This is a genomic window from Pseudomonas grimontii (assembly GCF_007858185.1).
Lineage (GTDB): Bacteria > Pseudomonadota > Gammaproteobacteria > Pseudomonadales > Pseudomonadaceae > Aquipseudomonas > Aquipseudomonas grimontii.
The window spans coordinates 1-25795 of sequence record NZ_VFES01000033.1; the positions used below are offsets into that span (position 1 = coordinate 1).

General features: G+C 54.8%; 28 protein-coding genes and 1 pseudogene. 19 read left to right on the forward strand and 10 right to left on the reverse strand.

Translation table 11 applies throughout. From position 1 onward, the window contains the following. Window positions 1-139: 139 nt before the first annotated feature. Complete coding sequence (locus tag FIV39_RS30460) at window positions 140-799, reverse strand: glutathione S-transferase family protein (protein WP_090401519.1); 660 nt, start codon at window positions 797-799, stop codon at window positions 140-142. A 125-nt stretch (window positions 800-924) separates the two neighbouring features. Between FIV39_RS30460 and FIV39_RS30465 the strand changes: the two genes are divergently transcribed. From FIV39_RS30465 to FIV39_RS30475, 3 genes are all read left to right on the forward strand, one after another. Beyond that, window positions 925-1209 carry a hypothetical protein gene (locus FIV39_RS30465; RefSeq protein ID WP_090401518.1) on the forward strand — a complete coding sequence of 95 codons (285 nt, stop codon included), beginning with the start codon at window positions 925-927 and terminating at the stop codon, window positions 1207-1209. A gap of 95 nt (window positions 1210-1304) precedes the next feature. Next, a complete protein-coding gene (locus FIV39_RS30470; RefSeq protein WP_034116378.1) occupies window positions 1305-1559 on the forward strand; it encodes a TIGR02647 family protein in 255 nt (84 codons plus the stop codon). 166 nt (window positions 1560-1725) lie between these two features. Further along, complete coding sequence (locus FIV39_RS30475) at window positions 1726-4566, forward strand: class I adenylate cyclase (protein WP_090401517.1); 2841 nt, start codon at window positions 1726-1728, stop codon at window positions 4564-4566. On the opposite strand, the gene rnk is transcribed toward FIV39_RS30475, so the two are convergent. From rnk to cyaY, 3 genes are all read right to left on the reverse strand, one after another. Then, complete coding sequence (rnk, locus tag FIV39_RS30480; RefSeq protein WP_090401516.1) at window positions 4563-4973, reverse strand: nucleoside diphosphate kinase regulator; 411 nt, start codon at window positions 4971-4973, stop codon at window positions 4563-4565. The genes FIV39_RS30475 and rnk overlap by 4 nt on opposite strands. Window positions 4974-5104: 131 nt before the next feature. After that, on the reverse strand, window positions 5105-5323 hold the full coding sequence (locus FIV39_RS30485; RefSeq protein ID WP_090409849.1) for a DUF1289 domain-containing protein: 219 nt from the start codon (window positions 5321-5323) through the stop codon (window positions 5105-5107). A 2-nt stretch (window positions 5324-5325) separates the two neighbouring features. Next, window positions 5326-5658, reverse strand: coding sequence for an iron donor protein CyaY (gene cyaY / locus FIV39_RS30490; RefSeq protein WP_090401515.1), 333 nt, complete (start codon window positions 5656-5658; stop codon window positions 5326-5328). 238 nt (window positions 5659-5896) lie between these two features. Here cyaY and lptM point away from each other — a divergent pair, with 238 nt between their 5' ends. The 6 genes from lptM to FIV39_RS30520 are packed head-to-tail and all read left to right on the forward strand — an operon-like array spanning window position 5897 to window position 10482. Next, window positions 5897-6067, forward strand: a complete 171-nt coding sequence (lptM, locus tag FIV39_RS30495; protein ID WP_010207449.1) for an LPS translocon maturation chaperone LptM — start codon at window positions 5897-5899, stop codon at window positions 6065-6067. Window positions 6068-6076: 9 nt separating this feature from the next. Further along, complete coding sequence (lysA, locus tag FIV39_RS30500; RefSeq protein WP_090401514.1) at window positions 6077-7324, forward strand: diaminopimelate decarboxylase; 1248 nt, start codon at window positions 6077-6079, stop codon at window positions 7322-7324. A 3-nt stretch (window positions 7325-7327) separates the two neighbouring features. Beyond that, window positions 7328-8158 (forward strand): diaminopimelate epimerase, encoded by an 831-nt coding sequence (dapF, locus tag FIV39_RS30505; protein WP_090401513.1) that lies wholly within the window; start codon window positions 7328-7330, stop codon window positions 8156-8158. A 13-nt stretch (window positions 8159-8171) separates the two neighbouring features. Then, on the forward strand, window positions 8172-8888 hold the full coding sequence (locus FIV39_RS30510) for a DUF484 family protein (RefSeq protein ID WP_090401512.1): 717 nt from the start codon (window positions 8172-8174) through the stop codon (window positions 8886-8888). Window positions 8889-8890: 2 nt separating this feature from the next. Further along, window positions 8891-9790 (forward strand): tyrosine recombinase XerC, encoded by a 900-nt coding sequence (gene xerC / locus FIV39_RS30515; RefSeq protein ID WP_090401511.1) that lies wholly within the window; start codon window positions 8891-8893, stop codon window positions 9788-9790. Next, window positions 9787-10482 carry an HAD family hydrolase gene (locus FIV39_RS30520; protein WP_090401510.1) on the forward strand — a complete coding sequence of 232 codons (696 nt, stop codon included), beginning with the start codon at window positions 9787-9789 and terminating at the stop codon, window positions 10480-10482. Before xerC ends, FIV39_RS30520 begins: the two co-directional genes overlap by 4 nt. Before the next feature lie 116 nt (window positions 10483-10598). Here FIV39_RS30520 and sutA read toward each other — a convergent pair whose 3' ends face one another. From sutA to glnK, 4 genes are all read right to left on the reverse strand, one after another. After that, the gene (sutA, locus tag FIV39_RS30525; protein ID WP_027608315.1) at window positions 10599-10925 is read right to left on the reverse strand and encodes a transcriptional regulator SutA; all 327 of its coding nucleotides are present in this window, start codon (window positions 10923-10925) and stop codon (window positions 10599-10601) included. Window positions 10926-11027: 102 nt separating this feature from the next. Beyond that, window positions 11028-11453, reverse strand: coding sequence for a secondary thiamine-phosphate synthase enzyme YjbQ (locus FIV39_RS30530; protein WP_071485166.1), 426 nt, complete (start codon window positions 11451-11453; stop codon window positions 11028-11030). A gap of 211 nt (window positions 11454-11664) precedes the next feature. Beyond that, the gene (locus FIV39_RS30535) at window positions 11665-13002 is read right to left on the reverse strand and encodes an ammonium transporter (RefSeq protein ID WP_090401509.1); all 1338 of its coding nucleotides are present in this window, start codon (window positions 13000-13002) and stop codon (window positions 11665-11667) included. A gap of 34 nt (window positions 13003-13036) precedes the next feature. Then, window positions 13037-13375 carry a P-II family nitrogen regulator gene (gene glnK, locus FIV39_RS30540; RefSeq protein ID WP_002555808.1) on the reverse strand — a complete coding sequence of 113 codons (339 nt, stop codon included), beginning with the start codon at window positions 13373-13375 and terminating at the stop codon, window positions 13037-13039. Window positions 13376-13796: 421 nt separating this feature from the next. Between glnK and FIV39_RS30545 the strand changes: the two genes are divergently transcribed. The 6 genes and pseudogenes from FIV39_RS30545 (at window position 13797) to FIV39_RS30570 (ending at window position 20324) form a co-directional block, all read left to right on the forward strand. Further along, window positions 13797-14057, forward strand: coding sequence for an accessory factor UbiK family protein (locus FIV39_RS30545; RefSeq protein WP_090401508.1), 261 nt, complete (start codon window positions 13797-13799; stop codon window positions 14055-14057). A gap of 140 nt (window positions 14058-14197) precedes the next feature. After that, window positions 14198-14434: pseudogene (locus tag FIV39_RS30550) on the forward strand (magnesium chelatase domain-containing protein); the annotation flags it as partial. A gap of 613 nt (window positions 14435-15047) precedes the next feature. Then, window positions 15048-16190: a site-specific integrase gene (locus tag FIV39_RS30555; RefSeq protein WP_090401507.1), complete on the forward strand. Its 1143-nt coding sequence runs from the start codon at window positions 15048-15050 to the stop codon at window positions 16188-16190. Beyond that, window positions 16174-17901: a hypothetical protein gene (locus tag FIV39_RS30560; protein WP_143513853.1), complete on the forward strand. Its 1728-nt coding sequence runs from the start codon at window positions 16174-16176 to the stop codon at window positions 17899-17901. Before FIV39_RS30555 ends, FIV39_RS30560 begins: the two co-directional genes overlap by 17 nt. Next, on the forward strand, window positions 17879-19921 hold the full coding sequence (locus FIV39_RS30565) for a hypothetical protein (protein ID WP_143513852.1): 2043 nt from the start codon (window positions 17879-17881) through the stop codon (window positions 19919-19921). Before FIV39_RS30560 ends, FIV39_RS30565 begins: the two co-directional genes overlap by 23 nt. A gap of 1 nt (window position 19922) precedes the next feature. Beyond that, complete coding sequence (locus FIV39_RS30570) at window positions 19923-20324, forward strand: hypothetical protein (protein WP_090401504.1); 402 nt, start codon at window positions 19923-19925, stop codon at window positions 20322-20324. 229 nt (window positions 20325-20553) lie between these two features. Here FIV39_RS30570 and FIV39_RS33790 read toward each other — a convergent pair whose 3' ends face one another. Beyond that, complete coding sequence (locus tag FIV39_RS33790) at window positions 20554-21012, reverse strand: BPSL0761 family protein (protein WP_090401503.1); 459 nt, start codon at window positions 21010-21012, stop codon at window positions 20554-20556. Next, a complete protein-coding gene (locus tag FIV39_RS30580) occupies window positions 21009-21815 on the reverse strand; it encodes an SIR2 family NAD-dependent protein deacylase (protein ID WP_090409845.1) in 807 nt (268 codons plus the stop codon). The genes FIV39_RS33790 and FIV39_RS30580 overlap by 4 nt, the downstream gene beginning before the upstream one ends. Before the next feature lie 704 nt (window positions 21816-22519). On the opposite strand from FIV39_RS30580, the gene FIV39_RS30590 reads away from it, so the two are divergent. The 4 genes from FIV39_RS30590 to FIV39_RS30605 all read left to right on the forward strand — a co-directional run bounded on the left by FIV39_RS30590 (window position 22520) and on the right by FIV39_RS30605 (window position 25725). After that, the gene (locus FIV39_RS30590) at window positions 22520-22987 is read left to right on the forward strand and encodes a helix-turn-helix domain-containing protein (RefSeq protein WP_090401501.1); all 468 of its coding nucleotides are present in this window, start codon (window positions 22520-22522) and stop codon (window positions 22985-22987) included. Between the two features lie 807 nt (window positions 22988-23794). Then, the gene (locus tag FIV39_RS33170) at window positions 23795-23983 is read left to right on the forward strand and encodes a hypothetical protein (protein WP_167361084.1); all 189 of its coding nucleotides are present in this window, start codon (window positions 23795-23797) and stop codon (window positions 23981-23983) included. A gap of 28 nt (window positions 23984-24011) precedes the next feature. Next, on the forward strand, window positions 24012-25121 hold the full coding sequence (locus FIV39_RS30600; RefSeq protein ID WP_090401500.1) for an ATPase: 1110 nt from the start codon (window positions 24012-24014) through the stop codon (window positions 25119-25121). Window positions 25122-25164: 43 nt separating this feature from the next. Beyond that, window positions 25165-25725: a winged helix-turn-helix domain-containing protein gene (locus tag FIV39_RS30605; protein WP_090401499.1), complete on the forward strand. Its 561-nt coding sequence runs from the start codon at window positions 25165-25167 to the stop codon at window positions 25723-25725. Window positions 25726-25795: the final 70 nt, after the last annotated feature.

A 25795-nucleotide genomic window follows, 5' to 3' on the forward strand; every position in this document is an offset into this window, starting at 1 on the left:
GCCAGGAGTTTTGGCCAGTCTTCATTCAGTTTTTGCGTGGCGTCTGTCACTGCTAGTCACTTCCTATAGCGAGGCAGTTTTTACTATAGCTTTTGAGATATGGTTAGCGCATATGGGGCTTGCCCCCTCCCACACTTGATCACTTTTTGGCCGCAACCATCGCCATGAACGCCGGCATTGCGGCCTCCCTGTCCGCCACCACCTTCTGCGCATTGGGCATGGCATGCAGTCGCTCCAGCAACGCTTTGGCCGCCGGCAATTCAGCCAACAGGTCCAGGCCAAACAGCTTCTCGCCCACGGCACAGGCGAGGTTCACGCTGTACATGAAATACAGATCCGCAATCGTAAAGCTCTCCCCCGCCACATAAGGCGCGAACTTGCCGTGCCGACCTAAAGAACCGACCCCCAGCAGCAACTCAGTCCTGGATTTCTCCTTGATCGCCTCCGGCACCCGCATACCGAAAAACGCCTCGGCAAAACACGCGCGGGCGGGCAATTCGATGTACAGCTCGATTTCCCTGCACAACGCCAGCACTTGGGCACGCTGGAACGGGTCGGCAGGCAACAGCGACGGGCCTTCCTGGGTGTGCTCGATGTATTCGAGGATCACACTGGTTTCGTTGATAAAACCCTGCTTCACGGCCAACACCGGCACCTTGCCGCGCGGACTGACCGCCAGGGCCTCCGGGGTTTGCCCGGCATAAAAAGGCACCTCCTCAAAAGGCAGGCCTTTCTCCAGCAGCGCCAGTTTCACCATGTTGTAGTAGTTGCTGACCGAAAATCCGTAAAGCTTGAGCATCGCAAAGCCTCCAGGCCGTGTGCGGGGTTGGCTGCAAGAGGTATAGATCCCCAGGCCCGGCCTGACCAGCAGCATCACCCGCCTGAATGGGGGTAGACTGGCGCCCTTTCCTTGAGGAGCCTGCCATGAGCGAGCCGACCGATATCGACAACGACGAAGAAGAGTTCACCGAAAACACCTTGATCGAAGCGATCGAAAACCAGATCGAAAGCGACAACCCACCTGCCGCCAAGGCCACTTTCAACAAACTGACTCTGGTGGGCTATGAACGTGAAGAGATCCTGAATCTCATGGCTCATGTGCTGGCTTTCGAGATCGACGCGATGCTGGATGAAGACCGCGCATTCAATACCGAATGGTATGAAACAGCGCTGCGGGCACTGCCTGAGCTGCCGCCCGAAAAGGAATAATCCCGGTACACCGCAACACGCTGGACAGTTCGGCAAAGTGCGTTCACCTTATGGCCTGCTAGCCTCTAATAAATTTTAGAAAGTCTGGAGTCCTTATGTCGTATACCCCTGAGTTGGTTGCCGAACTGGAAATCCTTGCACTCTTCAACCTGGGCAGCTCCCAGGAAGGCCTGAAAGTCCACCAGACCGCCGCTCCCACTGCCATCGCCGCTGCCCGGCGCCTGTATGACAAAGACCTGATCGACCAGCCAGATGGCGGTTATCTGACGAGCCTTGGCCGGGATGCTGCCGAGCACGCACAAAGCCTGCTGACTATTCTGACTACCGCCACGACCAAAGAAGCCGCCTGATACCGGATACCGCCCATGGAGTCCGCCCAGCGGATTCCGAGGGCGTTGCCGTCGAAGCGAGAAAATTCTGACGTCAAAAACCATTTCCCTCTAAACCTCCTACGCGACTGGCTGTAAACTCCTACATGGCCGCCCGCGTCGGGCCCTGCGAGCCACCGAGTTCGACATGACCCGCACCCATGAAATCCGCCCCGACCTGGACGAAGGCATCGACCGCAAGGTGCTGGCCCAATTACGCGCGCGCTTCATGGCCCTCAATGATGGCCGCATGGCTCGTGCCGTCGAGGGGCTGACACCGCGCCAGCAAAGCGTGCTGACCCTGCTGCCGCTGTTTTTTCACGTCAATCATCCGCTGTTGCCGGGTTATGTATCGGGCAGCACGCCGGCCGGGCTATCGAACTTCGAGCCCGACGCCCAGGCACTCACAGAAGCCCAGCGCCTGACCCGCTCGTTCTCTTACAAGCCGCGTCCGGTCAATCAACCCAAACCGATCCACGGCCTGTTCCTGATGGGCAGCCTCGGCACCCTAGCCCAGGCCGACCAGAGCGACATGGATGTGTGGGTGTGCCACGCACCCGACCTGGGCGAAAACGAGCTCGCCGAGCTGCGCAAAAAATGCCAACTGCTGGAAGCCTGGGCCCTGAGCATGGGCGCAGAAGCGCACTTCTTCCTGATCGAGCCGACGCGCTTTGTACTCGGCGAGCGCGACACCCAACTCAGCTCCGACGACTGCGGCACGACCCAGCATTATCTGTTGCTGGACGAGTTCTACCGCACCGCGATTTGGCTGGCCGGGCGTACGCCGATCTGGTGGCTGGTACCGGTGTATGAAGAGACCCGCTATGCGGAATTCACCCACACGCTGATCTCCAAGCGCTTTATCCGCGCCGATGAAACCCTCGACCTTGGCCACCTGGCACGTATCCCCCCCGGTGAATTCATTGGTGCCGGGCTGTGGCAACTGTTCAAGGGCATCGAGTCGCCCTACAAGTCGGTACTCAAGCTGCTATTGACCGAGGTCTACGCCAGCGAGCACCCGAACGTGCACTGCCTGAGCCTGCGCTTCAAGCGCGCGGTGTTCGCCAACCACATGGACCTGGATGAGCTGGACCCGTACATCGTGGTGTACCGCCGTATCGAGGAATACCTCAAGGCACGCAACGAGCCGGAGCGCCTGGAACTGGTGCGTCGCGCCCTGTACCTGAAGGTCAACCGCAAGCTCAGCGCCGGCCAGCGCAGCACCAGTTGGCAACACTTATTGCTGGAGCGTCTGGCCCATGAGTGGGGCTGGGACCAACGCCAACTGGCGCTGCTGGACAGCCGCAGCCAGTGGAAGGTGCGCCAGGTGGCTTCCGAGCGCCGTGCCCTGGTCAGCGAGCTGAACTACAGCTACCGCTTCCTGACCCAGTTCGCCCGGACCGAACAGACCGTCAGCCTGATCAACAAGCGCGACCTCAATGTGCTGGGACGGCGCCTGTATGCCGCCTTCGAACGCAAGGCCGGCAAGGTTGAATTCATCAACCCCGGCATCGCCCCGGACTTGGCCGAAGACACCCTGACCCTGGTGCAATCGCCCAACCGCAAGGAGCCCGGCCAGCACCACTGGGGCCTGTACAACGGTAACCTCACGGCCCTGGAATGGGAGCACTTCGCGCCGATCAAGCGCAGCCGCGACCTGCTGGAAATGCTCACCTGGTGCCACCGAAACGGCGTGATCGACAGCAGCACGCGCCTGGCGCTGCATCCCGGCACCAGCGACATGACCGAATTCGAGCTGTTCAACCTGCTGGGCAGCCTGCAACAAACCATCGCCCTGCCCCTGGCCAGCGTCGATGAAGCACGCCTGCTGCGCTCGGCAGTGCCCGAGGAGGTGTTGCTGCTGATCAACGTCGGCGTCGATCCGCTCAAGCATCATCGCGACCTGAATATCCTGATGACCACCGAGCGCACCGACTCCCTGAGTTATGCCGGTGTGCGCGACAACCTGGTACTGACCTTGGACCAGGTCACGCTCAACAGCTGGAACGAGGTGATGGTCAGCCGCTACGACGGCCCCCATGCCCTACTCGACTGCCTGCGCGACTACCTCAACCAACTGCCGCCGGATCATCTGCCTCGGCTGCGGGTGCGCTGCTTCTGTCACAACCGCGCGCAGTTCATTGCCCAGCGCGTGGAAGAAATCTTCGACACCGCGCAGAACCTGCTGCTGGGTCAGGGCAATCACCGCTACTTGCTCCAGGTGCAGCAGCACTATCACGTGATGGAGTTGATGCCGGGCCAAGCCACCCACGTATCACTGGCGACCCAGGACGCGCTGGTCGCCTACCTCAGCGAAGAATTGGCCAGCTACAGCCCGCTGCATCTGGATGCCATGGCCCTGGAAGACCACGACCTGGCACTGTTGCTACCCATGGGCATGGCCGATTGCGTGCAGGTGTTCTACCGGGTCAACGAAGGCTTCGCCGAGCTCTATGTCCTGGATGAATTCAACGCACTCTGGCAGCAACGCTTACCGTTTCATGATGAACAGAGCCTGTTGGCGCCGCTGCAGCGCTTTTTGCAGTCGATCATCTACCGCCGGGAAGCGCTATCGCCCCTGGACACGCAACAAACGTTGGGTGAGGTGCAAACCTTGTACTACCAACTGTTGCCGTCGGGCAGCACGCGCGCGCGCGGCGTAGAGGCGCGGCCGGCCCCGCAGAATCCGGCCAACAAACCGTTTTATGACGTGCAGGCGATTATCGGCAAGGCGGCGCCGGGCCAGGTGGGCATTACCCTGTACTGCAATCAGCGGGAGTTTTCCGAACTGGAGTTCGGCGACCAACTGTTTGCGGTGGTCGCCCAGGAAATCGTCGGGCAACGCCGGGAAACCGAACGCTACCGCTGCTACATCACCGACCTCGACCTGTCGGGGCTGCTCGGTGATGTGCAAAGCCCGAGCAACCTGTACCTGCGCTACAAAACCGAGCTGGAAGAGTCACTCAATGCGGCGTTGAATCAGGTTTAGAGCGCGAAGGCACCGCCGTCGGTGGGCTGACCTTCAACGCTGAGCAGTTCAAGCTTGAGGGTCTTGCCGCCGGGTGCTGGCCAATCAATGTGTTGACCCACCTGCAAGCCGAGCAAAGCACTGCCGACTGGTGCCAGGATCGAGATCTTGCCTGCGTCGGCGTTCGCGTCTTTCGGGTAGACGAGGGTCAGGTGGTAGTCCTTGCCACTGCCTTGCTCCCGGCAATGCACGCTGGAGTTCATGGTTACGACCGTTGCAGGCACTTCATCGTGACCAACCACTTCTTCGGCGCGGTCGAGTTCGTGTTGAAGGGCTTCGACACCCGGCGAGTCCTCGCCTACACGGTCAATCAGTTGCTCAAGACGCTGCACGTCGAGACGGGTAAGAATGATGGAAGGTGCGGTCATGATTCAGGCAGACTCCTTTTTTCTGCACAAAAAAGCAAAACCCCGCCAGGAAAAGGCGGGGTTCTCACGGACCTCGATGAGTTGAGGTGTACCCGGACACTACCACAGCACGGCAAATAAACAAGACGGGGTCAAGGCGCGGCTTTACGTTGCTCGGCCTGGGCCACGATCACTCGACGCCGCTGATCATCGGCGGAGCGCCATTCACGGATGTCTTCCACATGGCGGAAGCAGCCGAGGCAGACTTTTTGCTCGTCCAGGCGACACAAACTGATACAAGGTGACGGCACCGCCGGGCTGACATTACTGAACAGCGGCTTGGGCGGGCGTGCGGGTGCAGGCTGGGTCACGGTCAAATCTCGTCGAAATCCAGCTCGGCGCCGGTATATTCGTGGACCAGGCGCGTGAGCATCTCGCCCAACAACTCTTCACTCTTGTCGCACTGCCATTTGCCGCTTTCTTCGTCGTAGTCGAAGTGAACGCCGCCGGAGCGCGCTGCCAGCCACAGCTGACGCAGCGGTTCCTGGCGACTGAAGATCAGTTGCGGGCCGCTCTCGAACTTGACGGTCAGCACGCCGGCCGAGTTTTCCAGGTCCACGTCCAGGCCGCTGTCGTCAAAAATATCTTCCAGCGCCTGCTGGGTCGCATCCACCAGGTCGTGAAAACGGGCTTCGGTCAAACTCATTGTGGCAACCTCAAAAGTGTCTGGTTTTGCTCAAGCGCCGCACGATACGGGCGAGCCCCGCCGATTGCAAAGGATACCGATTTCAACACGATTGACGGCGTGAAATATCCTCAACCAGCGTAGTCCGCTTCCCAGCCATCTCGGCAAACCCCCGCCGGACGGGTATTTCAGCGCATAGGCAAGCTGGCGGGTGGTCGGTATACTCGGGCGCAATTAATGCATATTCAAGGATTTCGCCATGAAGCGCCTGATCTCTTCCCTTGCTGCGCTCGTCGCGGTCGCTTGCCTCGTTAGTGCCTGTGGTCAAAAAGGCCCGCTGTACCTGCCCGATGACAGCAAAGACCCGAATGAACAGGCGCAATCGTCGCAAAAGCCATCCAAAGCGCATAAGCACGACACCTACGAATAAGGGAGCTCCATGGACGCTTTTAACTACCGGGACGGCGAGCTGTTCGCGGAAGGCGTGGCGTTGTCCGCGATTGCCCAGCGCTTTGGTACCCCGACCTACGTGTACTCCCGTGCGCATATCGAAGCCCAATACCGCTCGTTCACCGACCCTCTCGATGGCGTACCGCACCTGGTGTGCTACGCAGTCAAGGCCAACTCCAACCTGGGTGTACTGAATGTCCTGGCGCGTCTGGGCGCCGGTTTCGACATCGTCTCCCGTGGCGAGCTGGAACGGGTACTGGCCGCCGGTGGCCAGGCTGACAAGATCGTGTTCTCCGGCGTCGGCAAGAGCCGCGAAGACATGCGCCGCGCCCTGGAAGTCGGCGTACATTGCTTCAACGTCGAATCCACCGACGAGCTGGAGCGCCTGCAAGTCGTCGCGGCCGAGATGGGTGTTCGTGCGCCGATCTCCCTGCGCGTCAACCCGGACGTCGATGCCGGCACCCACCCGTACATTTCCACCGGTCTCAAAGAGAACAAGTTCGGCATCGCCATTGCCGACGCCGAAGACGTGTACATCCGCGCCGCCCAACTGCCGAACCTGGAAGTACTGGGTGTCGACTGCCATATCGGCTCGCAACTGACCACACTGCCTCCGTTCCTGGATGCCCTCGACCGCCTGCTGGCATTGATCGACCGCCTGGGCGAATGTGGCATCTACCTGCACCACATCGACCTCGGTGGTGGCGTGGGCGTGCGTTATCGCGATGAAGAGCCACCGGCGATCGCCGACTATATCCAGGCCGTGCGCGAACGTATCGAAGGCCGCGACCTGACGCTGATGTTCGAGCCGGGCCGCTATATCGTCGCCAACGCCGGCGTGCTGCTGACCCAGGTCGAGTACCTCAAGCACACCGAACACAAGGATTTCGCCATCGTCGATGCGGCGATGAACGACCTGATCCGCCCGGCGCTCTACCAGGCCTGGATGAATGTCACCGCCGTGACGCCTCGCAACAGCGAAGCGCGCACCTATGACATCGTCGGCCCGATCTGCGAGACCGGCGACTTCCTGGCCAAGGATCGTCAGCTGGCCCTGGAAGAAGGCGACCTGCTGGCCGTGCATTCGGCCGGTGCCTATGGGTTTGTCATGAGTTCCAACTACAACACCCGCGGACGTACCGCCGAGGTATTGGTGGACGGTGATCAAGCGTTTGAAGTGCGTCGCCGCGAGACGGTAGCCGAGTTGTATGCTGGCGAAAGCCTGCTGCCGGAGTAAGCCATGCTGCTGCGTTTTACCAAGATGCACGGGCTGGGCAATGATTTCATGGTCCTCGACCTGGTCAGCCAGCACGCGCACATCCTGCCCAAGCACGCTAAACAGTGGGGCGACCGGCATACCGGGATTGGTTTCGACCAATTGCTGATCGTCGAGGCGCCAAGCAACCCGGAGGTGGATTTCCGTTATCGGATCTTCAACTCCGACGGTTCCGAAGTGGAACAGTGCGGCAACGGTGCGCGCTGCTTTGCACGCTTTGTGCTGGACAAGCGCCTGACCGCCAAGCGGCAGATTCGCGTCGAGACCAAGAGCGGCGTGATCGAGCTGGATATTCGCAGCGACGGCCAGATCAGCGTCAACATGGGCGCGCCACGCCTGGTGCCGGCGGATATTCCGTTCCAGGCGAGCGAGCAGGCCACCAGCTATGCAGTGGATGTCGACGGCAAGATCGTCGACCTGGCGGCCGTCTCCATGGGCAACCCCCATGCCGTGCTGCGGGTCAACGACATCAACGCTGCACCCGTGCATGAACTGGGGCCGAAGATCGAACACCACCCGCGCTTTCCGGCGCGGGTCAATGTGGGCTTCCTGCAGGTGATCGACCGTTCCCGCGCGCAATTGCGTGTGTGGGAACGCGGCGCCGGCGAAACCCAGGCCTGCGGTACCGGTGCTTGCGCCGCTGCCGTGGCCGCGATCAGCCAGGGGTGGATGGATTCGCCGCTGTTGATCGACCTGCCCGGTGGACGCTTGTCCATCGAATGGGCAGGCCCTGGCCACCCGGTGATGATGACCGGGCCGGCCTCGCGCGTATACGAAGGACAGGTCCGTCTATGAGTGAGCCAAGCTAATGACCGATAAGCCTCAAGTGCCCGCACAAGCTACCCCGAGCGAAAGTCTGGAGGCCGCTGCTGTCGCGGCGTACCTTGAGGCTAATCCGGATTTCTTCGTCGAACACGAAGAACTGCTACCGGCCCTGCGCATTCCCCACCAGCGCGGCGATACCGTGTCGCTGGTGGAGCGACAGATGAAGATCCTGCGCGAACGCAACATTGAAATGCGCCATCGGCTTTCGCAGTTGATGGACGTCGCCCGCGACAACGACCGCCTGTTCGACAAGACCCGCCGCCTGATTCTTACACTGATGGACGCCACCAGCCTGGAAGAAACGGTCATCGCCGTGGAAGACAGCCTGCGCCAGGACTTCCAGGTGCCGTTTGTCAGCCTGATCCTGTTCAGCGACAACCCGATGCCGGTGGGTCGCTGGGTCAGCGGCGGCGACGCGCAAACCGCGATCGGCGGCCTGCTTTCCGAAGGCAAGACCATCAGCGGCACCCTGCGCGAGCACGAGCTGGACTTCCTGTTCGGCGCCGAACAGCGCAAGCAGATCGGCTCTACCGCCGTAGTCGCCCTCAGCCATCAAGGCCTGCACGGCGTACTGGCCATTGCCAGCCGCGATCCCGCGCACTACAAGAGCTCGGTGGGCACCTTGTTCCTGACCTATATTGCCGAAGTGCTGGGCCGCGTCTTGCCGCGCTTCACCACCGCCCTGCGCGCGGTGCGCTAGCCATGGAACGGCAACTGGACGCTTACTGCGCTCACCTGCGTAACGAGCGCCAGGTGTCACCCCATACCCTGGAGGCTTACCGACGGGACTTGAACAAGGTCCTGGCGTACTGCGAGAAACAGCAGGTCACCAGCTGGAAGGCCCTGGACATCCAGAACCTGCGCAGCCTGGTCGCACGACTGCATCAGCAAGGCCAGTCCTCGCGCAGCCTGTCACGCCTGCTGTCGGCGGTGCGCGGTCTCTATCACTACCTCAATCGCGAAGGCCTCTGCGACCACGACCCGGCCAATGGCCTGTCCCCGCCGAAAGGCGAACGACGCCTGCCCAAGACCCTGGACACCGACCGTGCCCTGCAATTGCTCGATGGCGCCGTGGAGGACGATTTCCTCGCCCACCGCGACCAGGCGATCCTCGAGCTGTTCTACTCTTCGGGCCTGCGCCTGTCGGAGCTGACGGGCCTGAACCTCGATCAACTCGACCTGGCCGATGGCCTGGTGCAAGTGCTCGGCAAGGGCAGCAAGACCCGGGTGCTGCCGGTAGGCAGGAAAGCCCGCGAAGCCCTGCAACTGTGGCTGCCGCTGCGCGCCCTGGCCAACCCGGTGGACGACGCGGTGTTTATCAGCCAGCAAGGCCGGCGCCTGGGGCCACGGGCCATCCAGTTACGGGTCAAGGCCGCGGGCGAGCGCGAGCTGGGGCAGAACCTGCATCCGCATATGCTGCGGCACTCCTTTGCCAGCCATATGCTGGAATCGTCCCAGGACCTGCGCGCCGTGCAGGAACTGCTAGGCCACTCCGACATCAAGACCACGCAGATCTATACCCATCTGGACTTCCAACACCTGGCAACGGTCTACGACAGCGCCCATCCACGGGCCAAACGCATCAAGGACGGCGACTCATGAGCATCAAGCTGATCACTTTCGACCTGGACGACACGCTCTGGGACAACGTACCCGTCATCATCAGCGCCGAAGCGTCGATGCGCGAATGGCTGGCGGTTAACGCCTCCAAGGTGGGCGACCTGCCGCTGGAACACTTCGCCAGCCTGCGTCAGCAGGTGCTGCAACGTCATCCCGAACTCAAACACCGCATCAGTATCCTGCGCCATCGGGTGCTGATACATGCGTTTGAAGAGGCCGGGTATCCACAGCCTGAGGCCACGGAAATGGCTGATGTGTGTTTCGAAGCATTCATTCACGCCCGCCATCAACTCACTCCCTTCCCTGAAGCGGAGCCGATGCTGCAAGCGCTGCGCCAGCACTTTCTGCTGGGTGTGATTACCAATGGCAATGCCGATGTGCAGCGTGTGGGCCTGGCGGACTACTTTCACTTTGCCTTGCGCGCTGAAGATATCGGCATCGCCAAGCCGGATGCACGGTTGTTTCAGGAAGCGCTGCAGCGAGGCGGAGTGGATGCCAGCGCGGCGGTGCATGTTGGCGATCACCCTGGGGATGACATTGCCGGGGCGCAGCAAGCGGGGCTGAGGGCGGTGTGGTTTAACCCCACCGCCAAGGTGTGGGAAGCAGACAAGCGTCCCGACGCGGAGATTCGTAGCCTGACTGAGCTACCGGAGTTGCTGCGCAGTTGGCAGTAGCACCGGAGATCCAAGCCCCCTCCCACATTTGGATCACCACAAGGCTCAAATAAATCATCAGGCATGAAAAAACCCGCAGCGACGGCGGGCTTTTTCTTACAAGCAGGTGGCTGACCTTAGATAGGTCGGCTGCCGTACTTGTTATCCGGCTTCTTGGGCGGGTCTGCAACCACATTGGGCTCGACTTCGACCACTTTGCCGCCTTTGGCAAGAAACTCTTCCATCGCACGGGCCAACGCATCGCGCTCTTTGTTCTTGGCCTCAACGCTCGGCAATTCGTCTACCGACACAGCAGCCTTGGCCTTGCCTTTGGCAGCTGGAACAGGAGCGTCATCACCACCGTCGTCTTCAGCGACGTCTTCCGCCGCCGCTTCAAGACCTTCTTCGGTGTCGTCTTCGTCACCTACTTCGAGTTCGTCGTTTTCCAGATCATCGTCGCTCATGTTCTACCTCATGACTTGCGAAAAGCAGATTAGTTATAGCCCAGCTTCGCCCTCTGTCGAGGTTGCCGGAAAAAAATCAACATCCACTGGATAACCAGTGGCTTATGCCCCATCACCGTGCAAGGTGGCGAGGACTTTACGAGCACCGCCATGATCACGGTGCTCGCCCAGATAAACACCTTGCCAGGTCCCCATCGCCAAGCGGCCGGCCTTGACCGGCAAACTCAGCTGGCAGCCCAGGAGACTGGCCTTGAAGTGCGCCGGCAGATCATCCGGACCTTCGTCGTTGTGTTCGAACCCGGCACGGCCTTGCGGCACCAGCGAGTTGAAAAACCGCTCGAAGTCACGGCGAACCGCCGGGTCGGCATTCTCGTTGACGGTCAACGAGGCCGAAGTGTGCTGCAACCACAGGTGTAACAGGCCGACGCGACACGCCTTCAATTCAGGCAAGCCGGCAAGCAACTCATCGGTCACCAAGTGAAAGCCCCGGGGCTTGGCCCGCAGGGTAATCAGGGTCTGTTGCCACATACAGTTCTCCGCCCATCGGCGCGCATTCTAGCGCGCTCTGGGAAAAAACAAAGTGCCGAATACGCCTACATGCCTGTAAGACATTCGCACGGTGGAAAGTGCCGCGTGCGCCCCATCACAAACTCGACGCAAAAACCGGTACAGCTTGTTATCACTGACAAACGCCAGGCAAAAAAATGCCCGGCAAGCCGGGCATCTTTTTTTCGCGTACTTACAGGTTGTAGCCGCGTTCGTTGTGTTGCGCCAGGTCGAGGCCGACAGCCTCTTCCTCTTCGGTAACCCGCAGCCCCATGACCGCGTCCAGCACCTTGAGGATGATGAAGGTCACGATAGCCGTGTAGATCACGGTGAAACCGACACCTTTGCACTGGATCCAGACTTGAGCTGCGATGTCAGTCACGGTGCCGAAGCCGCCCAATGCAGGGGCTGCAAACACACCGGTGAGGATCGCGCCGACGATACCGCCGATACCGTGCACACCGAATGCGTCCAGGGAGTCGTCGTAGCCCAGCTTGCGCTTGAGGCTGGTGGCGCAGAAGAAGCAGACCACACCGGCCACCAGGCCGATCACCAGGGCGCCCATCGGGCCAACAGTGCCGGCGGCCGGTGTAACGGCTACCAGACCAGCCACGACACCCGAGGCGATGCCCAGTGCGCTTGGCTTACCGTGAGTGATCCACTCGGCGAACATCCAGCCCAGTGCTGCAGCAGCGGTCGCAATCTGAGTCACCAGCATCGCCATACCGGCGGTGCCGTTGGCCGCAGCCGCAGAGCCGGCGTTGAAGCCGAACCAGCCGACCCACAGCATGGCCGCACCCACCAGGGTGTAACCCAGGTTATGAGGCGCCATCGGGGTGGTCGGGAAGCCTTTACGCTTGCCGAGCACGATACACGCCACCAGGCCAGCTACACCGGCGTTGATGTGCACCACGGTGCCGCCAGCGAAGTCCAGCACGCCCCAGTCCCAGAGCAGGCCACCGTTGCCGCTCCACACCATGTGAGCGATTGGCGCATAGACCAGGGTGAACCAGATAGCCATGAAGATCAGCATGGCGGAGAACTTCATGCGTTCGGCGAACGCACCTACGATCAGCGCCGGGGTGATGATGGCGAAGGTCATCTGGAAGGTGATGAACACTGCTTCCGGGAACAGCGCAGCCGGCCCGGTGATGCTGGCCGGGGTCACACCCGCCAGGAACGCCTTGCCCATGCCGCCGAAGAAGGAGTTGAAGTTGACCACACCCTGTTCCATACCGGTGGTATCGAACGCGATGCTATAGCCGTAGACGACCCACAGGATGCTGATCAGGCCCGTGATGGCGAAGCACTGCATCATCACCGACAGAATGTTCTTGGAGCGCACCATGCCGCCGTAGAACAGCGCCAGGCCTGGAATGGTCATGAACAGCACCAGCGCGGTGGATGTGAGCATCCAGGCGGTGTCGCCGGAATTGAGGACTGGAGCAGCCACTTCGTCTGCCGCCATGGCCAGGCTTGGCATTACGATGGACAACAGGGCTCCGAGCCCTGCGAATTTACGCAGAGTCATATTGTTTTCTCCTGGGGCGTTGGGGTTTGGCGGCTTAGATTGCGTCGGTATCGGTTTCGCCGGTACGGATGCGAATAGCCTGTTCCAGATTGACCACGAAGATCTTGCCGTCACCAATTTTGCCGGTGTTGGCGGCCTTGGTTATCGCCTCGATAACCCGGTCAAGATCCTTGTCGTCAATGGCGACATCAATCTTCACCTTCGGCAGGAAATCGACTACATATTCCGCGCCGCGATACAGCTCGGTGTGACCCTTCTGCCGACCGAAGCCCTTGACCTCAGTAACGGTAATGCCCTGCACGCCGATCTCGGACAACGACTCGCGTACATCGTCCAACTTGAACGGCTTGATGATGGCAGTGACTAGCTTCATGAAAACTCTCTCCCGAATTGGTGGACTTGCCCCAGGAAAACAAACCCGTCTCAAGTCTAAGCGCAGTGCCTGGCTTTGTAACGCATCGTCGCAAGGGCAATTGCCATTGCGACGCCAGCGAACCACTGGTGACGAAACCTGTACCCCTGATCCGTCGGCGCACTGCATTCGTCACAGCGACTGCATCAGTGCATGGGTCATGATCGTCTAAGCAGAAACCTTGCCAGCTCCGTAAAAATCACTGAAATCAGTCCTTTGCCCACTCAGGCCCACCAGCGGGGCTATCTGGCGACGGCAATGCGCACGAAAACGGTGCATAGCCGCCCAGCCTGATGCGCGAAAAGCGTGCGACTCAGGCCGTGAAAAAGACTATAGACGCTGCGTGATACACTGCCCGCCAACAGTTTTCCGGAATATTCCCATGCTCGCGCCCAAAGACCTCCTCGACGCCCTGAGCGGCCATGCCTCTCGCCTGTTCAGCGGCGACACCCCGCTGCCCCGCAATGAAATCGAAAGCCAGTTCAAGGCCTTGCTGCAAAGTGGCTTCAGCAAGCTCGACCTGGTGAGCCGGGAAGAGTTTGATAGCCAGATGGTGGTTCTCGCCCGCACCCGTGCGCGGTTGGAGAGCCTGGAGGCTAAGGTCGCAGAGCTGGAAGCGCGGTTGAGCCCTCCTGCTGAATAAACGCGATCAATGTGGGAGGGGGGTTGCTCCCTCCCACATTTGCTCTGGATACGTTCTGTAAAACCTCCCCGCCTCGCGTCCCCCCACCTCGTCTACCCTTGAAAAACCGCAGGAAGCGGCCTCCCATTCAAGGAACGAGCATGTCCCTCGCCATCGTCCACAGCCGCGCCCAGATCGGCGTCGAAGCCCCTGCCGTCACCGTCGAAGTGCATATGGCCAATGGTCTGCCGTCCCTGACGCTGGTGGGGCTGCCCGAAACCGCGGTCAAGGAAAGCAAGGACCGCGTGCGCAGTGCCATTCTCAACTCCGCGCTGCAATACCCCGCCCGCCGGATCACCCTCAACCTCGCGCCCGCCGACCTGCCCAAGGACGGCGGGTACAGATTAGTCAGCGCTGTGGACATAAACTGAATATGTTCCATCCATGGACATGAAATAACATCCCGACATGCGCCGCCTAAATCGAAATTTGAACCTAGTATTTTGGACAGGTAAGTCGGGCTGACAGATATTTCTTTCCGAAGAAATCAATTCTGCCTCAAGGCGAACAACAGCTTCAAATTTAGGTACCGCATTTTGGTTAGTGGATTCCAAAAAAAAGCTCATAGGGCTATGCACAAATAAAGGCTGACATCCAAATGAAAGCCGTTGTAACGCCGAGGTGCACGCCTAAACCCAAGCCGTTATTTGGGCAATAAATAATCTCTAACTAAGAATTTGGAACTGGTCTTTTGGGTAGTCAATTAAAAAACCAAGTGGACTAGCCCATGATAGGCCCTGAAAACTTATAAGTATCGAGGCATGGACAACCGATAAAAATCTTGCTATTGATAAAAAATCGCCACCAACAACGATCAAATTAAAAATGGCTAGATTGGAAAGTATTCAATACCGTACGAGCTACGCACGTATTGAACTCGACAGTATCCATTGGGTGACCTCTAAAGAGGTTTCCATTTCTGATCTGCCCGCATTATTCTGGATCACTTGCATGCCATGGAGGGAAGCAAATTCCTGGTTTCGCGAACAGGTATTAATTAACGGAAAGGATAGTAAAACAGCGCTATCAAATGCTAATGCCCTCCAACATTATGCGACCTGGCTAGAGAGCGAAAAACTTGACTGGAAGTATTTTCCGTTAAGAAAGGATGATCGCTGCCTACTAAAATATAGAGGCCATTTAATTAAAGAGAGAGACGCCGGAAACATAGCACCTTCTACTGCAACAGCTAGAATGAATCATGTTATAAGATTCTACCGCTGGGTAAAAAAAACCGGATTAATCTCACCCAACCTAGAGCTCTGGACGGACATAACTGTCGCAATTAGAACACACACAAGCGTAGGATTTGAACGTACACTCCAAATTCAGTCATGTGACTTAAGCATCCCAAACGCGGGGAAACGCGGAACAACATTGGAAGACGGCGTGTTTCCGGTTTCTGCAGTGGATAGAGAACTAATCCTAGACATTGCTGAGATGCATTGCCCACCCGAGCTGTACTATATGCTCCTACTAGGGTTCCATACCGGCATGAGAGTTCAAACAATCTGTGACCTAAAAATTAAAAATATAACAATGGCCACCAGGCACCCGGTACGAGACAAAACATTTTTGATTGCTGTGGGTCCCACCGCATCCCCACCAGTACGTACAAAATACCAAATCTCAGGACTTATAGAAATCCCAGAACAGCTGTTAAACACTCTAACTACATATGCCAATTGCATCCGACGAGCAAAGAGAGAAATCTTCGCAAAGCAAGAACACAAAGACTTATTGTTTTTAACAAGTCGTGGAAATTCATATGCGAGAAGAGGAACGGAAACCTCACCTGCAATCAATGTCGCAATGAACGATCTGCGGAAGCAAGGACTATCCCGCGGAGTCGCAGTGATGCAGGGTTTTTCGTTCCATCGATCGAGAGCCACTTTTGCCACAGAATACACCAAAGTAGCGTTATCGATAAATCCGAAGCACGCGCTCAGCATGGTGAAAAATGCCATGCTGCACAAAAATGAAAGCACAACGCTGGCCTACATAAAGTTTGTAGAGAACACCCCAATTAAAGAAGCCGCCAGTAACAAATTCACCCAAGAATTTTTAGGCAGGTACTATGGCAACGCGGCCTGAAATTGACGGCATTCCGCTACTAATTTTTCCAGGCGTGAATTATGGCCCTAGAGAAACACACCATGATTTGCGCTGCTTGGTGTACGAAAGAGGCACAAGGGGAAATGTAAGAGATAGCCAAGAACTCTTGGCATCGAAACATAAGACCTTGGTTCCCGAACGAATTCAATTGGCGTTGAAAATACATGAAACCCTGAATTCAATAATAGTCGGAGGCGGAAGTGCATTAACTCTAAGGGGGAAGATCGGAGCCGTTAGGGGTTTTTTCCAGTGGGCGGAAGATAGACACTCTCCTATAACGCTTACTACTGTAGAAGCTTTATACCTATCATGGTCTGATTACCTATGGGAGCGTGTTCGTAACAGAGGCATCGAGGAAAATTATGCGGCTAACTTATCATCCAAGCTAGGCTCATTACTGAGCGGAGTACTGGAATTATCATCTGGCCTGCATTCGCGTACGCCATTCTTTAACGCCAAGGTTCGAAGCCGAAATCGGACGAGAATTAAAACCGCATCTGACAAAGTGGATCTGCCCGAAGCATTCAAGTTTGGTAGATTCTTGCATGACATTACACGGAACCTGACTCTCGAGAGAATACAATCAGCGCTGCCCTTATTGATCACGTTCAGTGACGGTCAAGAGATCAGCGAGCGCTCGGGTTACTCGCCCAACACGAAAAGTATAAGGGCGCTAGCAATCGCCGACTATGCAGACGAAGAAGAACTTATTGCGGAAACATTCAGAGCAAGGTACGCCCTAATCAACCTGAGGGTGATGGCTGAGCTACTTATTTTCATATCACAAACCGCCATGAATCTTAACGAGGCCAGAAAGCTAAAAATCGGAAAGTTTTCCTATAAAAGCTTAAGTCGCGGATACGAGGTAAGACGAATATACAAAAACCGGAAGAAAGGCGTTGTAGAGTTTGAAATCTTCAGCGAATACAGGATTATATTTGAAGACTACTTAGAATGGCGCAACACGCTTTATTCAACTAGCACTAACGACCTGCTTTTCCCTTTTTTTTCGTATCAATGCAATGGAAATTCAGACTTCGCGCCTAGTTTTCTTCCTATAAAATCAAGATGTAAAATTTTAGGCATCACACCTGTATTGCCTAGAAATCTAAGAAAGCTGAAATTAAATTGGTTTGCGCGCGAGACTAAAAACTTAGAACTCACACTCGAACTAGGGCAGCACACCAAGGAGACTTACCTCAGACATTATCATCAGCCTAACTTTCAGATAGCACTGATTGAGATCAGCTCTTTCTTTAACACCCATGATCCTACATTGCAAGCAGCAGGGACAGGAGGCTGTAGCATCGCCAATCCCCTGGCCATTGAGAATATTCCTAAACAGGCAACAACACCTGACTGTGTAAGCGCTGCCGGTTGCCTCTTTTGTGTGAATCACCGTGACATTGATTCTCAAGATCATGTCTGGTCTTTAGTCTCTTACCGCCACTACAAAATTTTGGAACTTGCCACTTATACCGCTAAGCTTATTCCACACGATACAAACCCTTGCGCTTTGGCCATAGATGCCTTGAATTCAAAAATTCAGTATTTTTCCGCTTCCGAGGGGTTGCGCCCTGAATGGGTGGCAGAAGCACTTGAGCGGATTGCTGAAAGCCATTACCACCCTAAGTGGGATGGGTTCATTAAAATACTGGAATTAACAAGTGAAAATGCCGCGCAATATTAATATTAGGGTGGAGTCCACCTTAGAGTATATACCTAATCTACCATTGGATGTTTGGCCTCCGGATGCCAAATTTCCCATTATCCGTGACAAGTATGGAAAAACAATTAGTATATACAGCGCTACCATATGGGACTTAACGGCTTGGTCAGCCACATCATCCATCATAAACTTCAACGATCCTTCGCAACCGGGATTTAAGGTGAAAAACTGCGAGTTCAATGGCGGAAAGCTACGAGAAATTTGCGCTTGGTGGCTCTATGGATATCACCCGGTTGGAACAGCAGCAACTTTGAAAGCGAGATTTGGTAAAATCTACAAACTCGTTGAAGCCTGCAGCAGCTACGGGTTAAAAATAACCGAGCTAAATTCCAACCTTACAATTTTGGACAAGATCTCGAAGCAGCTGGCTCCCTCCTCCATACCATCGGTTATTTCGCTATTGCATGGCCTTTATGAAAATAGGTCATTCCTTGGATTTGTGATCTTAGAGCCCAAACAAATTGCACGACTTTCATCGATCTCTAATGATCACGCAGTACGGCAGACTCCTTACATCCCACCACGAATCTGGGAATATCAAGTCCGTCGCCTTAGGCTTTTTCTTGAAGAATTCGTTGACAATAGCGGGAACATTGAAAATTGCTTCCACCACTGCTTAGAAGTATATCAAAGATTTTACGGATTAGATGCATGCTACGGAAATCGTAAGGGCCTGGGCACTGCTTTCGGGTCGAGAATGTACAAAGATCACAGGAAATATTTACTAGGCGGGAAATTTTCGGACGTTCTGAAACTATACGGACTAACAACCCTGTTCCGAAACTGGCTAATTGATGACGATGCCGAATTAGACAGTGGGGGTAAAGGGGTGACATTGCTAACATCGCTCTTCACGATGGCACAACAGATTGGACTAGCATACCTGTTAAATTTTTCGATGATGCGGTATCGCGAGGCATCTGAGCTACGATCTGATTGTCTCAGCTATGTGGACGATAATCAATTCGGACGACTTTGGTTAGTATCTGGAGAAACTACCAAAATCTATCACGACTCAGACGCTCGCTGGGTAGTTTCTCCTTCTGTAAAAATTGTTATTACTGCAATGTCACTGATTGCGAAATTACGTATGCACTGTGCATGCCAAGATAGAAAAGTACCTTTCAATCTAGCACTTGGGGTAAATCCATATATCATAAACAGGTCTTATGAACCTTGGTCTAAACGCGTCGGAGTAGAGATGGACATGGATAAACGCCCATGCTATTTCTCTTACATGGAGGTGATAAGTTCACACCCCAAGCTTTTTGACCCACGCGAAATCACTATTCAAGAAAATGATTTTGAACTGGCTCGACTTGTTACCCCGTCGATTAACCAAGAGAGATTTTCCGTTGGAAAGATCTGGGAGTTCACATGGCACCAACTGCGCCGAACTGGTGCCGTGAACATGCACGCTTCCAATATGGTAACTGATGAGTCTGCCCAACAACAATTAAAGCACCTTTCACGAAATCAATCCTTGTACTATCGACAAGGTTATTCAAATGTTGCACTTAATGAAGACGCCAAGGCGGAGTATGTCAAAGCGATGTATGACGTCCAGGTCTCCGGAGCCTTAAACTTTTTGCATGATCGCTACATCTCACCATATGGAGTAAAGCGTAAACTGGAAATGCTTTCTCCTATATCCGAGCGAGACTATAAAAGCTTAATGATTGCTGCCAGATCTGGCGAACTCTCTTGGAGAGATGTCTTGCTCGGCGTTTGCACTCATCGCGGTACCTGCCAATACGGCGGCGTAGAAAACATTATTAAATGCGGCGGAGGTGTCGACAACACTCCATGCGCCCATCTATTAGTGGATACTGAGAAAAAGAGCATTATGAAAAAACTGGAGTCGGTAATTCAATCAAGGAAATTAAGCGCAACTGAAGGTTCTCCATATGCACAGTCTCTAGAAGCGCAACACTCAGCCATACAAAATATGTTGCGCATAATTAAAACTGTGGAGATGTGAAATGCTACCGTCCAATTGCTCAGCAGAAGATAGATTCCGGGCTGCTTTTGAAAGGCTGAAAATTGGTGCGTCGTCTATTGTTCCTTCTGGTACACCAATCACACAAAACAATGTTGCAAGGGAAGCAGGCCTGGATCCGTCAGCGCTTAAGAAAAGCCGTTTCCCAATATTAATCAATGAGATCAAGAACTGGATTGCGTCATTTTCCGTGGACACTCCACCTTCCAAGCATAAACAATTGGTTGGCCAGAGGGATAAAAATCGAACGTTGCGTACGCAAATTAAAGAAATAAAAACCCAAAGAGATTATCTTCAATCCCTTTTGCTTGAGGCGGACGCTAAGATTATGGAGCTTTCAACAGAGCTAGTAGAAATTAAAAAATTAGTAGAAAGCCAGAAATAAATAAACAGAAATCGATCGACATTAACGGATACAGGCTTCGGGATGCGCCTGAATAAGCAGATGCAAACTTGTTCCACAGGCGCATAAATACCGCCCTATATATTAAACTTATACTCAGAATCCAGACAGCAGTTTCCGGTAGACCAGTAGATGGATACATCAGGAAGTGGTCTCGACAGTTCAATATACCGGTCGATGGGCGGGCGTTATAAGCAGTTCGGAAACATCGTCATGACGGTGCTCGAGCTGATTTGAAACAGCGATATTCGGCGCTCAAGCATCCAATCCCTGTCGATTGCGCTTGCCCCAGCATTTGCAAGCTGACGGCCTGGTGCGCTCCCACTGTGCCGGATATGGACTGAAGCTTGGGCACAGTGGCCGCAGCCGGTGGGGCAACGGGCTTAGGCGTATCGCGTTCCGTTGAATCGTAAAAAAATGGTTCGAGAAGAGACCAGGTCGCCAATGCTGGATGCATAGTTTGAGGACTGATAGGAAGCTTCGAAATTTCATACTGCCTGATCGCCTCGCATCGTCCAGCCAGTCTCACGGCTTGTGGAGTAGGGTAGTGGCGGAGGAGTTGTTTGGCTTGATCCCGGACGTTGTCGGGTAATGATCTATCTCGCCAAAGCATCGCCAAAAAACTGCCCGTTTCAATCACGCTAAGTGTCCGCTCGTAGGGTGTGGTCATTGTGGTTGCTCCGCACGAGTGACTAGGGCAAAAAGCTTCAGCAGGACCTCGGTAGCTTTCCCGATGAGCATTAGCTCATTCGGCTCGGCGGTACTGACATCCTCCGTGTTGACATGAATGACTGTCGCGCCGGATGACAGCGCAAGCCAAGGAATGTCCGCCGCAGGGGTGACGATCCCGGATGTGCCTACGGATATCAGGACGTCGCAGCTTTTTACCGATGCGATCGCCGACTTCCAAACGTCTGACGGTAAATCCTCGCCGTACCAGACCACGTTCGGCCTTAGTCTTCCACTGCACCTTTCACAGCGCGGCGGCTCGACCAATGCTCCACCCGCTGGCAGGGGCATCTGATGCTGAGGCAATGTTCCGGGGCGATGGCACGCAAAGCACTTTGGCGTAGACAGACTGCCGTGCAGATGCAGTACATCGCCAGAGCCTGCTCGCTCATGCAAGTCATCGACGTTTTGAGTGATGACAGAGACTTTTCGACCTGTGGCTGCTAACTGAGCGACAGCAAAATGGGCAGCGTTTGGTTGGGCGTTTGTAACCTGCTGCCGTCGCCACAGATACCATCCCCACACAAGCTGCGGATTTCTACGAAAGACGCTCGCCGTTTCTAACGTCCGCGGATCGTGCTCAGCCCATATGCCGGTCAGCGGGTCACGGTATGTGGCAATACCACTTTCGGCCGAAATACCAGCTCCAGTGAAGCAAACGATATGTCTGGCATTAGACACCACCTCTCTCGCCCGCTCTAAAGCAGCCCATGACGCCCCGAAATCTTCGTGCTTAGGCTTCATAAAACTCCCCGCATTAGGGAACGGCGGCATATAGGTACGGCTCGTTCAGATCGAGAGCACGATCGGATGCTTGAGGAATGTGAGAACGAAGACGCTGCTGCGAATACCACACTTGCCGCGTCTTCCTCTTCCGCAGATCGAGATCTCCTAGCTTATAGGTGCCCATCGACGTCCTATAAACAACGGCCCCTGCATCCGTCCCAATTCCCCGGTAGCAAACGATCTGAATCAGTTCTTCTAGGCTCCAATCCTCCCCGCCCGTAAGGCTTGGTGGGCATACCATTTGCACTGCTTCAATGGCCACATCCTTCGCGAGTGAGAGGTAGTGCTGGAGCTCGTAGGCGCAGCGAATTAATGCAGCTCTGTCGCGCTTACCAGTATGAATTGAAGTAATCGTTGCGAGGAAGCAAATGCCTTCGACTTCGCAATGTAGTCCTACATGTACATCGCGGCTCTTGGGATCAAGCACGTAAATCACTAGTGACACCATTGCGAGTGAGCCGGCTCGCGTGAAACGGCTTAAGGGTTGAAAATCGCCAGCGCTTGCCACGAGGCCCCACGCTGAAGGCCCGTGATACTAGAATGGAATTGGCGTACTGATGCAGCTACTGAGGCGGAAACCCCACCTATACATGTTATAGCTCCGCGATGTGGGGTGTCAAAGCATGGCCTGATAATCTCTTTTGTGGCTGCACGGAAGAGAGATGGAATATCTGGAAGCCCTTGGACAAGTCCTTAGGGAGATCCGAGTCGACGCCGGACTGAGACGCGAGGATTGCCTGCGCGCATTGAGTCGCGAGTATTTGGGGGCCGTCGAGAGAGGTCGGCAATCGATATCCATAGCGAAGCTCAGGTCGCTATGTGAATGCTTAGGGGTTATGCCAAGTCTTGTGCTATTTGCGGCAGAAGCCCGATTGGGTGCCTTAAAGCTAGATGAGTATCAAGCTACCCAAGAACGTATGATCACCGAGTACATCGCAGACAAAAAGCTACGCAACGAAGAGGGTGCCGCGGCCAATCAGGGTGTAAGAGGACGCCAGGCGGAGAAAAATCGTAAGGCAGTCCAGTCTCTGAAGCTTGAAGGGCTGACCAAAATCGAAATAGCTCGGAAGCTGGGCATCGGTACCACAACCGTTGATCGGCATTGGCATCAGGCAAAGGACAACGGATAAGCCCTTAACTGCTTGCCCCCTTACAAGCTCCCACGCGCGTACGCCACTCTAGGGCAATGCTATCGTTGGAGGAAGAATGCCTAAGGATTTCGAACTCGCTTAATCGGTACGCTAACCTTAGGTCGACAATTGCGCCATCCAGAGCCAGTCGCTCAACGACGATCCTTTGGAGTGAGCAGGTTACCAAAGCCAATGCGGGTAAACCGTCCCACTCGTACCGGGGGAAATACCAACTCGTGGAGTGAGGGGGCTGGCATCACATTCCGCCGCCTGTAGAACGGATAGGGTCTTACCTAACCTCGTTCGAAAAAGCTCACCGGCTGAGCCGACTACATAGACTAGCGCCGTTTCTCGCTGCTGGCTGCATAGCCCTAGCGTCAAATCGACCCTTGCTTACCACAGATCAGTACCGCCGCAGGCCATAGCTTGCGGACGTTAGGAGCTTTTATGAAAACCGCTTCGGCCTCATTCGCTGTTCTCACAGCCTTGGCCGCCCCGACCTTCCGGCTTCACAACCTGGGAACTCGACCATAACCCTAGGTGAATTGAGCGCTTCAGGTCAGGCCGGCGTAGCACTTCACACCGAGAATGTACTGACATCCGTCGATGTGCTGGGTGGGGATCAGGTTGAGGGAAAAAACGTGATGAATCGCTGGCAATTGCTGGGCCAGATGCCTGGTATCCAACTGGCGGAGACAGGCCAGGGGGCCGAGTCGGGTACCTCCAAGCCCGCGAGCAATGCCTTGCTTAGCTCAGCAACAAAGCAAGGCTTGCCAAAAATACTGGATGGGCATACAGTAAATACCCATGGCGTGGGTGACCCGCGAGAGGGCCCGGCAGCCCACTTCCGCAAACCTGGAGGAAAGCGTAAAACCGCTGGATGGCATTTTGATTCCATCCGTGGAGCTGTATAATTTTCATCACCGCCACAGCATCACCGGTGATCGAGAAGGTCAAATTATTTCAAATAATCTGAACCTCAAGGAAATTATATAACTGCTTTAATATTTAAGTGATACCTCCAATGCCGATGCGGAAAAGGATTGCCCAGCTACTCAAAGGAAACCCAGGGCTGAAAGCTCGCGATATTGCGAAAGCTCTGGAGTGCGACCGGAAAGAGGTAACTAAATGCTTATACGACCATCTAGATGTTTTTGTCCAGGATGATAATTTCGTATGGCAGCTAAAGAAGGATGCAAGTTTTGTTTTAGAGTTTACCTCTACAGGGACATGGATAACCCAAGAACATTTTGAGAAGTCACTCTTAAAGTCCGGATCACCGCTAGATGCTATTCATGGGCATGTAGTATTAAAAATTCAGAAGGAACGAAAAGTCCTTCTTTGTGCTGCGGCGCGAATCCTAGCGCTTGCCAATCAACTGATTTTTGCAAAAAAAACAGTTGAGATTGATTTCACAGAGAACAAATCGACGCTCTCTTACTTGAATCGATCGGGCTTTATCGATCGGCTGGATCGGGCGGTTAAAGTTCTTCCTCGCCGACCGCCTACCTCCGCAGCCCAACAGTACAAAGCCAATAATGCTGGATTGGTAGAGCTGCTAGAGATCAAGCCTAGCAGCAGCGAAAACCCAGCGAATGAGAGCGTACCTGAGAGCATCAAGCACAGCTTCGTCGAGGCGTTTGGCGAGCAACATGCCAATAAGCTGTTTACCCTCGTCAGCGAGTTTGTGGGCAATGTAGAGGAACACTCAGACACCCAAATACCTGGGTTTGCTGGGCTACAAAGCTATAGGCGTTACGGTTCAACGTGCCTGGTGGCGGTGATTTCGGATTCAGGCAAAGGTATCTGCGCGACACTACGCCCTGCGCTTGATGTGCATTTTCCTGAGATAGCCAACCAGTTCCCAGGCTCGCAAAAAATCTCAGACCCTATGTTGATTATTCATGCGATGAGATATAGAGGGCTGAGCAGACTGGGCAAAGGCAGAGGTGCCGGCTTGAATGCTAGCCAATATCAAGCGGAGAAGTTGAATGCTACGATTAAAATTAGGCAGCAAAATTTTTCTGTAGCGCTTACTTTCAAAAATCAGAGCCTTTATGGTCATGAGTGGTCCTTAGACTTACCGAAACTTTCGGGAACACATGTTGTCTTTGAATTTACTCTTGACATTTAAATTCACTCTTGACATTTAAGATGTTTCTGGTTAAACTGAAGATATGAACGAGAATATTAGCATTATAGACCTTCGGGATTTCACGGATGGAAGCAACCCCTACGGCACAGCTAGGGGTAGGAAGGCTCATGCTCAATTAATTGATTTTATTGACTCAAAAATAAAATCAAAAACAATTGGTATATCCCTCAAGAGAATTGAAGGCGCTGATGTTTCCTTTCTCCGTGAATGTTTAATCTACACTTTTAAACGATACGCTAAACAGATAGCGTTTTTCGTTAGAGATATTGCGGATGAAGACATAATCGATAATCTAAATGGTGCAGCTTTATCAGGTGACTACATAGTTACGTGCTGGACCAGCAACAAATGCTTCTTCGTCGGCCCTAAGCCATCCGAGTCCAGCAGAGCCCTTCTGGACGCCGTTACCCAAAAGCGATCAGCGACCACTGTCCAAATCGCCCAAGCTCTAGATATGAGCGTTCAGAACGCTAGCACCCGCCTCAAGCGCCTATCCGAGGACGGCTTCTTGGTGAGAGCTGAGATGACCGCTGAGAGCGGCGGGAAAGAGTTCATCTACCACGTGATTGGCAATTCTGCTTAAAGGGGTTGCTTTATCGAGAAAAGGAGGTATGCTCTTGGCATGTCTCCTTTTTTTGGGCTCAGCTTAAACG

What these genes read in the sequence shown, in the direction of transcription:
- FIV39_RS30600 (WP_090401500.1), top strand. Translation starts at nt 24,012, where the DNA reads ATGCCGATGCGGAAAAGGATTGCCCAGCTACTCAAAGGAAACCCAGGG.
- dapF (WP_090401513.1), top strand. Translation starts at nt 7,328, where the DNA reads ATGCTGCTGCGTTTTACCAAGATGCACGGGCTGGGCAATGATTTCATG.
- FIV39_RS33790 (WP_090401503.1), bottom strand. Translation starts at nt 21,012, where the DNA reads ATGACCACACCCTACGAGCGGACACTTAGCGTGATTGAAACGGGCAGT.
- FIV39_RS30560 (WP_143513853.1), top strand. Translation starts at nt 16,174, where the DNA reads ATGGCAACGCGGCCTGAAATTGACGGCATTCCGCTACTAATTTTTCCA.
- FIV39_RS30475 (WP_090401517.1), top strand. Translation starts at nt 1,726, where the DNA reads ATGACCCGCACCCATGAAATCCGCCCCGACCTGGACGAAGGCATCGAC.
- FIV39_RS30555 (WP_090401507.1), top strand. Translation starts at nt 15,048, where the DNA reads ATGCCATGGAGGGAAGCAAATTCCTGGTTTCGCGAACAGGTATTAATT.
- FIV39_RS30590 (WP_090401501.1), top strand. Translation starts at nt 22,520, where the DNA reads ATGGAATATCTGGAAGCCCTTGGACAAGTCCTTAGGGAGATCCGAGTC.
- FIV39_RS30510 (WP_090401512.1), top strand. Translation starts at nt 8,172, where the DNA reads ATGACCGATAAGCCTCAAGTGCCCGCACAAGCTACCCCGAGCGAAAGT.
- lysA (WP_090401514.1), top strand. Translation starts at nt 6,077, where the DNA reads ATGGACGCTTTTAACTACCGGGACGGCGAGCTGTTCGCGGAAGGCGTG.
- FIV39_RS33170 (WP_167361084.1), top strand. Translation starts at nt 23,795, where the DNA reads ATGGCGTGGGTGACCCGCGAGAGGGCCCGGCAGCCCACTTCCGCAAAC.
- lptM (WP_010207449.1), top strand. Translation starts at nt 5,897, where the DNA reads ATGAAGCGCCTGATCTCTTCCCTTGCTGCGCTCGTCGCGGTCGCTTGC.
- FIV39_RS30570 (WP_090401504.1), top strand. Translation starts at nt 19,923, where the DNA reads ATGCTACCGTCCAATTGCTCAGCAGAAGATAGATTCCGGGCTGCTTTT.
- FIV39_RS30470 (WP_034116378.1), top strand. Translation starts at nt 1,305, where the DNA reads ATGTCGTATACCCCTGAGTTGGTTGCCGAACTGGAAATCCTTGCACTC.
- FIV39_RS30545 (WP_090401508.1), top strand. Translation starts at nt 13,797, where the DNA reads ATGCTCGCGCCCAAAGACCTCCTCGACGCCCTGAGCGGCCATGCCTCT.
- FIV39_RS30580 (WP_090409845.1), bottom strand. Translation starts at nt 21,815, where the DNA reads ATGAAGCCTAAGCACGAAGATTTCGGGGCGTCATGGGCTGCTTTAGAG.
- FIV39_RS30520 (WP_090401510.1), top strand. Translation starts at nt 9,787, where the DNA reads ATGAGCATCAAGCTGATCACTTTCGACCTGGACGACACGCTCTGGGAC.
- FIV39_RS30465 (WP_090401518.1), top strand. Translation starts at nt 925, where the DNA reads ATGAGCGAGCCGACCGATATCGACAACGACGAAGAAGAGTTCACCGAA.
- FIV39_RS30530 (WP_071485166.1), bottom strand. Translation starts at nt 11,453, where the DNA reads ATGTGGCAACAGACCCTGATTACCCTGCGGGCCAAGCCCCGGGGCTTT.
- rnk (WP_090401516.1), bottom strand. Translation starts at nt 4,973, where the DNA reads ATGACCGCACCTTCCATCATTCTTACCCGTCTCGACGTGCAGCGTCTT.
- sutA (WP_027608315.1), bottom strand. Translation starts at nt 10,925, where the DNA reads ATGAGCGACGATGATCTGGAAAACGACGAACTCGAAGTAGGTGACGAA.
- xerC (WP_090401511.1), top strand. Translation starts at nt 8,891, where the DNA reads ATGGAACGGCAACTGGACGCTTACTGCGCTCACCTGCGTAACGAGCGC.
- glnK (WP_002555808.1), bottom strand. Translation starts at nt 13,375, where the DNA reads ATGAAGCTAGTCACTGCCATCATCAAGCCGTTCAAGTTGGACGATGTA.
- cyaY (WP_090401515.1), bottom strand. Translation starts at nt 5,658, where the DNA reads ATGAGTTTGACCGAAGCCCGTTTTCACGACCTGGTGGATGCGACCCAG.
- FIV39_RS30460 (WP_090401519.1), bottom strand. Translation starts at nt 799, where the DNA reads ATGCTCAAGCTTTACGGATTTTCGGTCAGCAACTACTACAACATGGTG.
- FIV39_RS30605 (WP_090401499.1), top strand. Translation starts at nt 25,165, where the DNA reads ATGAACGAGAATATTAGCATTATAGACCTTCGGGATTTCACGGATGGA.
- FIV39_RS30535 (WP_090401509.1), bottom strand. Translation starts at nt 13,002, where the DNA reads ATGACTCTGCGTAAATTCGCAGGGCTCGGAGCCCTGTTGTCCATCGTA.